Source organism: Agarivorans sp. B2Z047, from assembly GCF_023373605.1.
In the GTDB taxonomy this organism is placed as follows: domain Bacteria; phylum Pseudomonadota; class Gammaproteobacteria; order Enterobacterales; family Celerinatantimonadaceae; genus Agarivorans; species Agarivorans albus.
This window is the reverse complement of the sequence record NZ_CP088080.1, coordinates 2602623-2617154: the sequence shown is the minus strand read 5'-3', so window position 1 is coordinate 2617154 and position 14532 is coordinate 2602623. Positions and strand designations below refer to the sequence as shown.

Below are 14532 nucleotides of genomic sequence, written 5' to 3'. Positions count from 1 at the left end.
AGCCGGGCTTTTTAGCAGTTTGTCGCTAGCTTACTTAGGTAAGTAGCTCTTACCCATTAAGAAGGTATCAACGGCTTGTGCTGCACCACGACCTTCGTTGATTGCCCAAACAATCAAACTTTGACCACGACGCGCATCACCAGCTGCAAACACACCTTTAACGTTTGTAGCGTATTCACCGTAGGTTGCTTTAGCATTTGAACGAGCGTCTTTTTCAACACCTAGTTCGTCAATAATACCCGCTTCTGGTCCCATGAAGCCCATAGCTAGCAACACTAAGTCAGCTTTGATGACTTCTTCACTGCCTTTTACTGGCTCTGGTATCATTTGGCCGTTAGCGTTTTTCGTCCAGTTGATTTTGGTAGTGTGAACTTCTGTCACGTTACCTTGCTCATCACCCACCATTTTCTGGGTCATAACTAGGTAACGACGCGGATCTTCACCTTGAATGGCAATTGCTTCATCTTGACCGTAGTCACGCTTTAAGGTGCGCTTAAATTCTGGCCAAGGGTTGTCTTGAGCACGTTCTTGCGGAGGCTGAGGCATAATCTCAAGCTGCATTACGTTCTTACAACCGTGACGTAGTGAAGTACCCACACAGTCAGTACCTGTATCACCACCACCAATAACTACAACGTGCTTATCTTTAGCGCTAATGTAACGGCCGTCTTCTAGGTTGCTATCTAGCAAGCTCTTAGTATTTTTACCTAAGAACTCCATCGCAAAATGAACGCCGTTTAACTGGCGACCTTCTACAGGCAGGTCACGTGGAACCGTTGCGCCAGTGGCTAGCAACAGTGCGTCAAAGTCTTCGTTCAAACGGTTAATAGAAATGTCTTTACCCACTTCTACTGAGGTTTTAAATACGATGCCTTCTTCACGCATGATTTCGATACGACGCTCAACGATTTCTTTTTGCAGCTTCATGTTCGGAATACCGTACATTAATAAGCCACCAACTCGGTCAGCGCGTTCAAATACTGTTACTTTATGACCAGCAGAATTTAACTGAGCAGCTGCTGCTAAACCAGCAGGACCAGAGCCTACAATGGCGACTGTTTTGCCGCTGCGTTTAGCTGGAATGTTAGGTTTAACCCAACCTTCCTTAAATGCACGCTCGATAATGTTAACTTCTTGGCTCTTAATGGTTACTGGTGGAGCATTAATACCTAGTACACAAGAATCTTCACAAGGAGCTGGACATACGCGCCCAGTAAACTCCGGGAAGTTATTGGTTTTGTGTAAACGGTCAATCGCATCCTTCCAGCGACCACGGTATACCAGGTCATTCCACTCTGGAATCAAGTTGTTAATTGGACACCCAGCTACGCGTGGTGCGTAGTCTGAGTCACCAGAATGACAAAAAGGAATACCACAATCCATACAGCGAGAAGCCTGGTCTTTAACCGCTTCTTCGCTCATAGGCGTTTTAACTTCTAGCCAATCTATCAAACGCTCTGCTGGGTCGCGGTCTGTCGATAGCTTCCTGTCTATTTCCATAAATCCCGTTGGATTTGCCATGTCTCTCTCCTAAACCGCTTCAGCTTTTTGTTTGGCTTGTTCAGCCTTGGCTTTTTTCGCTTGCGCTACGCTATCAAGGTGCATATCGAATGCAGCTACCGCTACATCGTAATCCGTTTCATGCTCACCCGTAGCTTTAGCTTCTTTCATGTAGTTCTGCATACGCTCGTAATCGGTAGGCATTACACGAACAAACATGCTAAGTGCGTTATCCCAATCAGCTAGCAATTCTTTTGCTACATCAGAGCCGGTTTGCTCTAAGTGATTCTCGATTAATGCTTTTAGCTCGGCTGCTTCAGCTGCGTCTTCAACGCCGCCTAGCTTAACCATTTCCATGTTACAACGTGAGGCAAATTGCTTGTTACGGTCTAATACGTACGCTACACCGCCAGACATACCAGCTGCGAAGTTACGACCCGTTTCTCCAAGAATTACCGCTTTACCGCCGGTCATGTATTCACAACCGTGGTCACCTACGCCTTCAACAATGGCTGTTACACCAGAGTTACGAACACAGAAACGCTCACCAGCTATACCGCGAATATAAGCTTCACCAGAAGTACCACCAAAGAAGGCTACGTTACCTACAATGATGTTTTTGCGAGCTTCGAACGGTGCGCTTGCATCTGGGTAAACCACTAACTTGGCGCCAGATAAGCCTTTACCGAAGTAATCGTTGGCATCGCCTTCAAGTTCAAACTTAATACCTTTAGCGGCAAAAGTACCAAAGCTTTGACCTGCACTACCGTTGAATTTCACTTTAATCGTGTCTTCTGGTAGGCCTTCAGCGCCATAACGCTTAGATATTTCGTTCGACAACATAGTACCAACACTGCGGTTGGTGTTGATGATCTCTGATTTCAGAGATACTTCTTCGCCACTCTCAAGCGCCTTAGCGGCATCTTTGATTAACTGGCGATCCACGATGTCGTGAATTAAGTGTTTTTGCTCTTGGCTGCAGTAAAGTGTTTCGTTACCACTGTCATCAGCTTTATAAAGGATTGGAGATAAATCCACGCCTTTGTATTTCCAATGATCAACATCGGTACGTGGAGTTAGACACTGACTTTGACCAACCATCTCATTAATTGAGCGGAAGCCTAGTTCAGCCATAATTTCACGTAAACCTTCAACCATCATCTTGAAGAAGTTAACAACGTGGTCAACTTGACCTGCGTAACGCTCACGCAAACGACGATCCTGAGTAGCAATACCCACTGGACAAGTGTTCAAGTGACACTTACGCATCATGGTACAACCTTCAACTACTAGGGCAGCAGTTGCTACGCCCCATTCTTCAGCACCTAGCAAAGTTGCTACGGCTAAATCGCGTGGTGTTTTAAGTTGACCATCGGCCTGTACAGTAATACGGCTACGTAGTTTATTTTGAATTAGCGTTTGATGCGTTTCTGCTAGACCTAGCTCCCACGGCAGACCCGCGTGTTTAATTGAGCTAAGTGGAGAAGCACCAGTACCACCGTCATAACCTGCAATAAGTACTACGTCGGCGTAACCTTTACATACACCAGAAGCAATTGTACCTACACCCGCTTCTGATACTAACTTAACGTTAATACGTGCATCGCGGTTAGCATTTTTCAAATCGTAGATTAGCTGGGCTAAATCTTCGATTGAGTATATGTCGTGGTGTGGAGGTGGTGAAATTAGACCAACACCTGGCGTTGAGCCACGAGTTTTACCGATCCAAGCATCAACTTTATCACCTGGTAACTGACCACCCTCGCCCGGTTTAGCACCCTGCGCCATCTTGATCTGTAGCTCTTCAGCATTGGCCAAGTAATGGCTAGTTACACCAAAGCGACCAGAAGCAACCTGTTTGATCTTAGAGATCATTGAGTCGCCATTTTCCATAGGCTTAAAGCGAATTGGGTCTTCACCGCCCTCACCAGAGTTACTCTTACCGCCAATGCGGTTCATAGCAATTGCTAGTGTGGTGTGTGCTTCCCAAGAAATAGAACCAAAGCTCATTGCACCAGTAGCAAAACGCTTAAGAATTGTTTCTGCTGATTCAACTTCGCTTAGCGGTACACTTTCACGATCTGATTTAAACTTCAATAAACCACGTAGCGTGAACGCTTCTTTAGCTTGGTTATCTACGTTTGCAGCGTATTCTTTAAACACTTTGTAGTCGTTAGTCGACGAAGCATTTTGTAGCAAACGAATCGTTGTTGGGTTAAATAGGTGACGTTCACCGTCTTTACGCCATGCGTACTCACCACCGGTTTTCAGGATTAGATCACTGAATGGGTTGTCGTCTGCAGGGAAACCTTCACGGTGACGGTTTAGTGCTTCTGTAGCGATACCGTCTAAGCTTAAACCTTCAATACGGGTCACTGTACCGGTGAAGTATTTTTTCACTACCTCAGAGTTAATACCTAGCGCTTCAAAGATTTGCGCACCTTGGTAAGACTGAAGTGTAGAAATACCCATCTTCGAGAAGATTTTTAGCAAGCCGCTATTCACTGCTTTTGTGTAGCGCTCAACAACTTCATCGTTACTTAGGCTGCTTTCGATAATTGCTTGGTCGCGCATATCAAGAAGCGTTTCAATTGCTAAGTATGGGTTAACCGCTGCTGCGCCATAACCTAATACAGTTGCTAAATGGTGGGTTTCGCGAATATCGCCAGACTCAACAATTAGGTCTGCGTGAGCACGAATGCCTTCACGAATTAAGTAGTGGTGAACTGCTGCTGTAGCAAGTACAGAAGGCACTGCTGCGTGGTCACTATCTACTTTACGGTCACTCAAGATTAGAATTGAGAAACCATCATCTACCGCATCTTTAGCGTGACGACAAATACGCTCAAGCGCTTTTTCTAACTCATTTTCTGCACCAGAGGCGTGGAAAGTGGTATGAATAGTCGCAGCTTGGAAGTGATTGTGATCAATGCTACGTAGCTTAGCTAACTGGTCGTTAGTTAATACTGGTTGCTTAATCTCAACTTTACGACAATGCAGCGGCGTTTCTTCAAGTAAGTTTAAGTCCGCACCTACGTATGTACGTAGTGACATTACCATTTCTTCACGAATTGGGTCGATTGGCGGGTTAGTTACCTGAGCAAACAATTGCTTAAAGTAATGCGATAAGTGCGGGTTTTTATCAGATAAAATCGCTAGCGGCGTATCTGTTCCCATTGCACCAAGTGGTTCTTTAGAAGTACCAACCATCGGCTTCAATACCGCGTTAATATCTTCTTGGCTGTAGCCAAATGCTTTTTGACGTTTCTCTAGGCTGTGCTGCGTAGCAAAACGGTCGTAACCTTCTGGTAACGGAAGATCATCTAAAACAATCTTGTTTTCTTCTACCCATTTGCCATAAGGCTGGCTAGAACACACTGTGTGTTTAACTTCATCATCAGCAACAATGCGGCCTTGTTCTAGGTCGGCAATGAAGATTTTACCTGGTTGCAAGCGGCCTTTTTGAACCACTTTAGATTGGTCTACAACCAATGCACCAGTTTCAGAGCCCATTACCACTAAACCATCATCGGTTACTAGGTAACGAGAAGGACGTAAGCCGTTACGGTCTAGTGTTGCGCCAATTACTTTACCATCGGTAAATGAAATTGAAGCTGGGCCATCCCATGGTTCCATGATGCAAGAGTAGTACTCGTAGAAGGCACGCTTCACCGGGTCCATGTCATCTTGAGTTTGCCATGCTTCTGGCACAACCATCATCATTACTTGTTCTAGTGGACGACCACTTAATACAAGTAGCTCTACACACATGTCTAGGTTTGCAGAGTCTGAGCGAGAGATATCACAAACTGGATTAATCATATCCAGTTCTTCTTTGCTGAAGTTTACACTCGCAAGCAAAGACTCACGTGCGCGCATCCAGTTTACATTACCTTTAACAGTGTTAATTTCACCATTATGTGCAATGTAACGGAACGGCTGTGCTAAGCGCCATGCTGGGAAGGTGTTAGTAGAGAAACGCGAGTGGAACATGGCAATTGCCGAAACCACACGTGAATCTTGAAGATCTAAGTAATACTTGCGTACTTGAGCCGTAGTTAACTGACCCTTGTATACAATGGTACGAGAAGACATCGAAGCCATATAGAAGTCTTCATCTACACCAGCAACTGTCGCATCAGCAATGTGCAGAGTGTATTTACGTAAAACAAATAGCTTACGTTCGAAAACTTGCTGGTCTAAGTCAGCTGGACGCGCAATGAACACTTGTTCAATTTGCGGCTCATTATCTAGAGATGCTTGACCTAAGCTAGAGTTGTCTTTTGGAACTACGCGGTAACCTAATAGGGTTAAGCCTAGTTTTTCAATGTTACGGTTTAGTATCTCGCGACATTCGCGACGAATAGCTTCACCAGCAGGGAAGTAAACCATACCCACGCCATACTCACCTGGTTTAGGTAAGCTGAAGCCCAATTTTGTTACTTCTTCGTTAAAAAACTCATGAGGAAGCTGAATGAGAATACCGGCGCCGTCTCCACTATCTACGTCACAACCAGTACCACCACGATGCTCCATGCAAGTAAGCATGGTTAATGCGTTTTCGATCACATCATGACTTTTACGCCCTTTTAAGTGGGCAACGAATCCGATACCACAGCTATCGTGTTCGAATTCTGGCCTATAAAGGCTCTTATTGTGTTGAGTTATGTTTGTCATCCAGTAATTCCTATTTACTGCTATATTAATGTTATTCAGACCGACAGGACCTTAGACATCAATAGTATTTTCATTTAAAGAGGAGCCCCACCATCTATCGATGATGTGTGAACAACTACCTTTCACAGATAATTATTCTAAAAACCTCCAAAACAACAGCATTCAATAACGCAGGAGCTAGTCCATTCGTCACGAAAGTAAACGAAATGCTACCACAGATATAATTTGAATTTCAGACTTGACTTGAAATTAAACACGATTTTTTTTACAAAAATGCGTAAGAGACTAAAAAAGCGAGTTTTTTCTCACAAATAGTGCAGAAAAATTCACTATCACTTGATAATTTTGCGTTAAAGGCATCTTAACGTAATAAAATAACGTAATTTGTAAACCATTTTAAAGCATCATGTTGCTGAAAACGCTACCGAGAGTTACAAAAGAAAGCGCTCTAACATTTACCTACAAAAAAGCCAGCGATAGACGCTGGCTTTTAGCTAAGGGTTTGCCCTTTAAGCTACATCAAACTCACGTTGTAGCGGCGGCATAACTTGTTTCTTACGGCTAACTACACCTGGAAGGTCGATAACTGAACCTTCGATAGTTCCACCTAAGGTAGAAGCAACCTGTGCAGCTTCATCACTACAAATTAAGCCAGTAGAGTTTAGGGTAGTAATGTCGGTTAACAGTACAAGAGCTGTGTGGTAGTTGTTTGCTTGTTTAAGCGCAACTAAGGCCGTTTCTAACTCATCTAAACGGGCTAGTACCGGTTTTACTGAAGTAAGTTCTAATTGAGCAATGGCAAATTGTTTACCATTAATCTCATAAACTTTTTGGTCTCTTAAAACTAACTCATCCGCAGGCACCGACGCCACATCAGATTTTGCTGCAAATTGCTCGTCTGCAAATGCGTCAATATCTTCAACACCAGCGAGCAAAGCTAAGGCTTCTGCAGCTTCACGATCTACTGGTGTAAATGTTGGAGAATTAAATTTAACTGTATCGCTTAAGATAGCGCCTAACATTAGGGTAGCGGCTTCTTTACTAGGCGTAATATTAGCTGCTTGATACATGCTATAAACAATAGTACAGCTACAACCTACAGGGCGGATCCAACACTCTAAAGGTTCTGCAGTAGTGATATCACCAAGTTTATGGTGGTCTACGATACCGCGAATGTTAGCTTTTTTAGCGTCTCTTGGCGCTTGACCCCAATCAGAGTAATCAATTAGCCAAACATCTTCGCCAGCGATCTCTGTGCGCACTTCTGGTGCTGCAAAACCAATTTTGTCTAAGAGAAATTTGGCTTCAGGATTAGGTTCACCTTGAGCAATCGCTGTTGCTGGTGTGCCTTGCTTGGTTAATAACTCTGCTAACGATATTGCACCGGCAATACTGTCACAGTCTGGATTAGTATGTCCTAAAACTAACATCTGTTATCCGTCTCTCTTAATCGTTGAATGGTTTAGGCAAACTGCCCTGTTAATGCGCTGATCATAGGGCTATGTGATGGCGAGTGCAATACTAAGGAAGGTTTAAGCTTGTTGATTATTTACCTTAATCAAAGCAATTTTGTTAAGTAGTTGAGCGTCTTAGGAAATTATTCGATGATAATTTGGTGAGGCTAAGCCCACTTTTAGATGGCGGATTTGATTTTATTTGTAAAAAAACTCGTTATACTACAATTTCGTTTTACATAACTTAACGAACTAACTCAGTCATAACGGAGTGAAAAAATGAATCAGCCGAGCACGATAAACTATAGCGCTGCATCGAAACTGGAAACAAATAAGGTATTGCGTAACACCTACGCCTTACTTTCGATGACCTTGTTTACCAGTGCCATTGCAGCATTCTTTGCAGTAGTCGCCGGAATTGGTAGCCTGGCATCTATTGGTATGATGGTTGCCGCCATGATAATCGTATTCTTCGTTCTACCTAAAAGTATCAACTCTTCTATGGGTTTGGTTTGGACTTTTGTATTCACTTCATTAATGGGCGCCTCTTTAGGCCCGTTGCTTAGTGCTTACCTCCAATTCCCACAAGGTCCTGCTATTGTAATGCAAGCCCTTGGCATGACAGGCTTAATTTTCTTTGGCTTGTCTGGTTACGTGCTAACCACTAAGAAAGACTTCTCTTTTATGAGTGGCTTTTTAATGGCGGGTTTAATTGTGGTTGTAGTTAGCATGTTGCTTAACTTGTTTTTGCAAATCCCAATGCTTAGCCTAGCCATTAGCGGTGCAGCAGTACTGTTGTTTTCTGGCTTCATTCTTTATGATACCAGCAACATTCTAAACGGTAATGAAACCAACTACATACGTGCAACAATTTCAATGTACTTAAATGTATTTAACATTTTTGTTCACTTGCTGAGCATTTTAGGTTTCCTAAACGACGACTAAGCTATACAGCTAAAGGACTATTACGCCCTGTTCTTACAGGGCGTTTTTATTTATGGTACTTAATTTTAAACTAGATGCTTCCAAACTTAATTGGACCATAGCCTGTAAAGCCGCGGGTTTGGCTATGTTTATTCTCAGCCTAGGTTTGGTATTTAATTTAGACTTCGCTTTAACAGCAACACTTGGCGTGGTTGCAGCAGGACTTGCAGACAGCCCAGACTTTTATCAACATCGCCTGCAAAGCACCTTGTTGATGATGGCGAGCTTTTCCCTGGCCAGCATCTCAGTTACTTTACTGTTTCCCCTTCCCTGGCTATTTGCCATTGGCTTATTTTGTTCTAGCTATCTATTTATGCGCATGCCCGTGCTTGGGCAAAAATACGGTGCTATTTCTCTGTGTTCGTTAATCATCGCTATATATACGATGCTTGGTTACAACACCTACGAAACCCCCTGGCTGCAACCATTTTGGCTAGTGATAGGTGCTTTGAGTTACGCCCTACTCTCATTGCTTATTAATGCGCTATATCCAACCCGCTGGTTAGACAGACAGTTAGACCAAATATTTAAACAAATTAGTCTTTATCAATTAACTAAGACCCGTTTATTTCAACGCGAAGCAAACATCACCGATATACAAGTAAAGCTAACGGCTCAGAGCGCCGACATTGCAGAGCAATTGGGTGTTATTCGCCATGGATTATATGTTTACCAGCAGCGTAACAAGCAGCATGTGGGTTCCAGCCAAATGGACCGATTTTTTAAAGCACAGCTGCTGCATGAACGCTTAAGCTCCTCACACTTAGACTACCAACGTTTACAACGAGTATTGCCAAGAACCTTACTAGCCGACACGAGAACAGTGTTAGTTAAAATCGCACGGGTTATTGGAGCAAAGCACCTCGATGCAAGCGCAGAGAAAGAATTAGTATCCGCTGTCGATGATTTAGAAACAGCACGGGCAAACCTAAAAGACGTTCCTCCCCGCTTTGCCTATATGCTAAAAAATTTGCATAAGGTTATCGCCTTATGCTTTAACGAACAGCATTTCCCCGAGCCAGAACAAAGCTTCTCACCATTTACTCGAATATCGGTAAAACAATACCTGTCTCAGGCTGCTGATATCAGCCTAAGTATTAATCGCCATGCCTTGCGAATGGCCACGCTAATGCTACTTGCCTATGGATTAATCAAATTGTCTGGCGATGAACATGCCTACTGGCTAATGCTTAGTTGTTTACTAGTGGTAAAACCTAATTATCACGATACTAAAAAACGCGTAGATAAAAGAGTATACGGCACCATAGTTGGAGTTGGCTTCGCAGCGGCCTTGAGCTACTTACGCCTACCCGACATAGCACTAACATCATTAATCCCTGGTTTAGTGCTGTTATTCTTTTTGTTCTTTCACCTTAATTACGCCATTTCGGTTGCCATGATTACGGTGTTTGTAGCCATCTCTCTCGATCTTCAAGGCTACCCAGCTAACGAAGCATTGATAGTGCGTACCTTAGTAACAGTAATTGGTGCCTTAATGGCAATGGCGGCACTTCGTTACCTGTGGCCCGATTGGCAACACAAACAAAGCAGAAAAATAATTAGTCAATTGTTTGCTAACACTGCTAATTATCAAACCGCTATTTTTAACCAATATTTTAATGGCGATGTTGAAGAAACCACTAATTTTCGATTAAGTCGTTACCACGCTTATCAAAGCGAAGCAGAGCTAGTTCGACATTGGCAATACATGCTAGCAGAACCTAGCCACAAGCAGCGTTTATCTCCAGACTTATATCAGCTAGTTGGTTTAAGCCATCACTTGTTATCGCACTTGTCTGCATTATCAACACACCGCACTGAACTACAATCCAATCAAGCGGCCGAGCGTTTGGCCTGTTTGGGCGAATTGATTCAAAGCGAATTACAATTGATGCATGATTACTTGTTACTAAAGGGGCCACATCGACCCATAGTGCAAGCAAACAACGATGCATTTACCCGAGCAATTAACCAAATTCTTCCCCAGTTAGTCGGCAACGAACTGTTGATTGCTTATCAACTGCAATTAATCGGCAAAGACTTAAAGAAAATTCGTCAACTACTAGTAAATGGTAAGTGGTAAACTAGCCACAAGATAAAAAAGGCACAAAGTACACAATGATTGAATTTAACGGCCAGCAATTTGAAACCGATAAAAATGGTTATTTAGTCGACTTAAACAGTTGGTCGGAAGACCTAGCAGCGCATATAGCCCAGCTAGAAGAAATAGAAATGAGCGAAGCCCATTGGGAAGTGGTGAGGTTTGTTCGTAACTTCTACTTAGAGTTTAATACTTCCCCGGCCATGCGAGCCTTAGTTAAAGCAATGGCCAAAAAGTTTGGTCCAGAAAAAGGTAATAGCCGTTACTTATATAAGCTATTTCCGCAAGGCCCAGCAAAACAAGCCACTAAAGTTGCCGGGTTGCCTAAACCAGTAAAATGCATTTAGCACTTGATTTGCATATAAAAAAAGCGCCTAAAGGCGCTTTTTTTCTTTTAAGCATTACTTAAACCGTAATGTTTTCTAAACCGCCCATATAAGGCTGCAATACTTCTGGAACCTTGATGCTGCCATCGGCGTTTTGGTAGTTCTCTAAAATTGCCACCAAAGTACGGCCTACAGCTAAACCTGAGCCATTTAGTGAGTGCAGTAACTCAGGCTTTTTAGCGCCAGCAGCACGAAAACGTGCTTGCATACGACGAGCCTGGAAATCTTCGCAGTTAGATACTGAAGAGATTTCGCGGTAAGCGTTCTGAGCCGGAACCCACACTTCCAAATCGTAAGTTTTTGTTGCACCAAAGCCCATGTCGCCTGTACACAGTGTTACAACGCGGTAAGGAAGCTTAAGCTTTTGAAGGATGTTTTCAGCGTGTTGGCGCATCTCTTCTAATGCTTCGTAAGATTTCTCTGGGTGAACCAGTTGCACCATTTCAACTTTGTCGAACTGGTGTTGGCGGATCAAACCACGCGTATCACGGCCATAAGAGCCTGCTTCACTGCGAAAACACGGCGTATGGGCAGTCATTCGAATCGGCAATTCAGCCTCTTCCACAATGCTGTCGCGTAACATGTTAGTTAGCGGCACTTCAGCGGTTGGGATTAAGCTCATACCAATGCCTTCTTCGGTCGCTGGCTGAGTATGGAACAAATCCTTGCCAAATTTAGGCATTTGACCGGTACCATATAAAGAGTCTGAATTAACCAAGTAAGGAACGTACATTTCTTGGTAACCATGCTCCTCGGTATGCGTATCTAGCATAAACTGAGCGATTGCACGGTGTAACTTGGCAATCTTGCCTTTCATTACAATGAAGCGTGAGCCACTAATTTTAACTGCATTAGCAAAATCTAGCCCTTGTAAATCGCTACCTACATCTACGTGGTCTTTAACTTCAAAATCAAAGCTTGGAAGTTCGCCCCAAGTATGTAATTCAACGTTTTCATCTTCGTCTTTACCAATAGGTGCACTCGGATGAGGAAGGTTAGGTAAAGTTAAAGCGTAATCTTTAATTTCTTCTAGCAGGTCATTTAGTTCGGCTTTAGCAGCATCGAGCTTTTCGCCAAGCTGCCCTACTTCTGCCAAAAGTGGCGCTATATCTTCACCACGACCTTTAGCTTGGCCGATAGATTTGGAACGGGTATTACGCTCATTTTGTAGTTCTTGGGTACGAACTTGCAGCTCTTTACGACGACTCTCTAGCTCTGTCAATCGTGCTACATCTAGTTCAAATCCACGAGTCTTTAAGCGCTCTGCGGTGGTTTCTATTTCGCCGCGCAACAAATTAGCGTCTAACATTCAATAACCTACTTCCAATTCTTGTCGTTAATTAAAGGCAAAGCTCTATTTTAACCTACTGTAGTGAAGGCAAAATAAGCTTTGCTAATTATTTGGTTTCCAAAACTCGCTTATTATAAAGCAACTACTTACAGACACAATCGGGCTGTAGGCTGGATTGAGTAATAAACTGAAAATAGTGTTGTTTATTGTTGGCTATTACGCTTGTTGGTCTAAATTACGCAGGTATTCAAGCTTTTCAGCAATCTGCTTTTCTAAACCACGGGGCTCAGGATGATAGAACTGATGGCCTAATAAAGGGTCTGGCAGGTATTGCTGACCAGCGGAGTATGCATTAGGTTCATCGTGAGAATAGCGGTACTCTGCGCCATAACCTAGTTCCGCCATTAGCTTGGTTGGCGCATTTCTCAAATGCACAGGCACCTCGGCATCGCCGAACTCTTTTGCTGCAAGCTTAGCTGCTTTAAAAGCGGTATACACCGCGTTACTTTTAGGCGCACAGGCCAAATAAACCACAGCTTGAGCTATCGCCCGCTCCCCTTCGGCTGCGCCTACTCGGGTAAAGCAGTCCCAGGCGCTTACAGCAATTTGCATCGCGCGGGGATCGGCATTACCCACGTCTTCAGAGGCAATAGCTAAACAGCGTCGCGCAACCGATAGAGGGTCACCACTAGCTTCCAAAATTCGACAGTACCAAAACAATGCAGCATCGGGCGATGAACCACGGATAGATTTATGTAGGGCAGATAGCAAATCGTAAAACTTATCGCCGCCTTTATCTATATGACTATAGCGCTCGCCAGCTACTTGTTTGAGAAGATCAAAACTTAGCTGTTTCTGCTGACCTTCGCCCTCAGCCAATTCACTCATCACCTCTAACAAGTTTAAAGCGCGGCGTGCATCCCCACTTACTAATGTGGAGAGCGCTTCTAGTACACCTTCTTCAAAATTTAGTGTTTGTTGCTTTAGCAACTCATCTTCATTAATTGCCCTATTCAACAGTTGTTGAATAGCCTCACTGTCTAAAGCGCGTAATACATAAGTTTTTGCCCGCGATAATAAGGCGTTATTGAGCTCGAAAGACGGATTTTCGGTAGTTGCGCCAATAAAGATAACAGTGCCATTCTCGACATACGGTAAAAACGCATCTTGTTGGCTTTTGTTAAAGCGGTGAACCTCATCAACAAACAAAATGGTGCGCCGACTAACCTGTTTGTTTTGCAGAGCGCGCTCAATAGCGGCGCGCACTTCTTTTATCCCCCCGGTTACGGCTGAGATCTTTTCTACTTCCGCATCGGCATACAAAGCGGCTAATTCTGCAATGGTGGTTTTTCCTGTACCAGGAGGACCCCAAAGAATCATCGAGTGCAACTGCCCAGATGAAATGGCTTTATGCAGAGGTTTGTCAGCGGCCAGAATATGTTGTTGGCCGACATAATGCTCTAGTTTGCTGGGCCGCACTCTCGCAGCAAGAGGCCTAAAGTCGGCCTCAAAATTCAGCTCTAAGCTCATTAGCGTTGATCATCAATCATAGTGTTTTTAGGGATCTCAAACTTAAATAGTTTTTCACTAAAGCTTGGGTTGGCTTTAAAACCTTGAAGATCAAATTGGCTACGCTGTCCGGTACTTTCAATAATATCAAAGCGAGAAATACTATTATCAGCATTTAGCTTTACCCAAAAAGCAGCTTGTAGTGGGTCATCTTTAGACTTAACTAAAAACCCTTGTTGCTGTTTTTCTACCTGATAATTTTGCCAGCTTTCGCTGCGGTCATCTGCCAACAAGATGAATGGTGATTGATTGATGGCTTCACTCGCATCCATAATCGTTACTTGCTCAACAAACGGACTGTAATACCAAATGGTTGAACCATCAGACACAATCATATCTTGCTCGGGCATCACTTGTTGCCAGTTTAACTTAGCAGGACGAGCTAAACTTAGTTTGCCTTCGGCTTCATGAATGCTTACGCCATCAGCATCTATCACGGTTTGTTTAAACTGCGCTTGAAACCCTTTTAAATCGGCAAGATGCGTTCTTAGCTCGTTAGCTGCGTCATTGGCAAATGCTTGGGCAGATAACAAAGCAGCAAAACTTATACTCAATAATTTTTTCATCTTT

9 protein-coding genes are annotated in these 14532 nt (G+C 43.5%); 3 read left to right on the top strand and 6 right to left on the bottom strand.

The annotated features are described in order from the left end of the window. Positions 1 to 30: 30 nt before the first annotated feature. The 3 genes from LQZ07_RS12095 to LQZ07_RS12085 all read right to left on the bottom strand — a co-directional run bounded on the left by LQZ07_RS12095 (position 31) and on the right by LQZ07_RS12085 (position 7607). Positions 31 to 1521, bottom strand: a complete 1491-nt coding sequence (locus LQZ07_RS12095) for a glutamate synthase subunit beta (protein WP_152782604.1) — start codon at positions 1519 to 1521, stop codon at positions 31 to 33. Between the two features lie 9 nt (positions 1522 to 1530). Further along, positions 1531 to 6177: a glutamate synthase large subunit gene (gene gltB, locus LQZ07_RS12090; RefSeq protein WP_152782602.1), complete on the bottom strand. Its 4647-nt coding sequence runs from the start codon at positions 6175 to 6177 to the stop codon at positions 1531 to 1533. Between the two features lie 509 nt (positions 6178 to 6686). Beyond that, positions 6687 to 7607 (bottom strand): manganese-dependent inorganic pyrophosphatase, encoded by a 921-nt coding sequence (locus LQZ07_RS12085; protein ID WP_152782600.1) that lies wholly within the window; start codon positions 7605 to 7607, stop codon positions 6687 to 6689. Positions 7608 to 7910: 303 nt separating this feature from the next. Between LQZ07_RS12085 and LQZ07_RS12080 the strand changes: the two genes are divergently transcribed. The 3 genes from LQZ07_RS12080 to LQZ07_RS12070 are packed head-to-tail and all read left to right on the top strand — an operon-like array spanning position 7911 to position 11063. After that, positions 7911 to 8576, top strand: a complete 666-nt coding sequence (locus LQZ07_RS12080) for a Bax inhibitor-1/YccA family protein (protein WP_152782598.1) — start codon at positions 7911 to 7913, stop codon at positions 8574 to 8576. 52 nt (positions 8577 to 8628) lie between these two features. Next, positions 8629 to 10698: an FUSC family membrane protein gene (locus LQZ07_RS12075; protein ID WP_152782596.1), complete on the top strand. Its 2070-nt coding sequence runs from the start codon at positions 8629 to 8631 to the stop codon at positions 10696 to 10698. A gap of 35 nt (positions 10699 to 10733) precedes the next feature. Then, complete coding sequence (locus tag LQZ07_RS12070; protein ID WP_152782594.1) at positions 10734 to 11063, top strand: TusE/DsrC/DsvC family sulfur relay protein; 330 nt, start codon at positions 10734 to 10736, stop codon at positions 11061 to 11063. Between the two features lie 58 nt (positions 11064 to 11121). Here the strand turns inward: LQZ07_RS12070 and serS are convergent, their stop codons facing one another. The 3 genes from serS to lolA form a co-directional block, all read right to left on the bottom strand. After that, positions 11122 to 12411 carry a serine--tRNA ligase gene (gene serS, locus LQZ07_RS12065; RefSeq protein WP_152782591.1) on the bottom strand — a complete coding sequence of 430 codons (1290 nt, stop codon included), beginning with the start codon at positions 12409 to 12411 and terminating at the stop codon, positions 11122 to 11124. Between the two features lie 198 nt (positions 12412 to 12609). Further along, a complete protein-coding gene (locus LQZ07_RS12060; RefSeq protein ID WP_152782589.1) occupies positions 12610 to 13923 on the bottom strand; it encodes a replication-associated recombination protein A in 1314 nt (437 codons plus the stop codon). After that, the gene (gene lolA / locus LQZ07_RS12055) at positions 13923 to 14528 is read right to left on the bottom strand and encodes an outer membrane lipoprotein chaperone LolA (RefSeq protein WP_016401024.1); all 606 of its coding nucleotides are present in this window, start codon (positions 14526 to 14528) and stop codon (positions 13923 to 13925) included. The genes LQZ07_RS12060 and lolA overlap by 1 nt, the downstream gene beginning before the upstream one ends. Between the last annotated feature and the right edge of the window lie 4 nt (positions 14529 to 14532).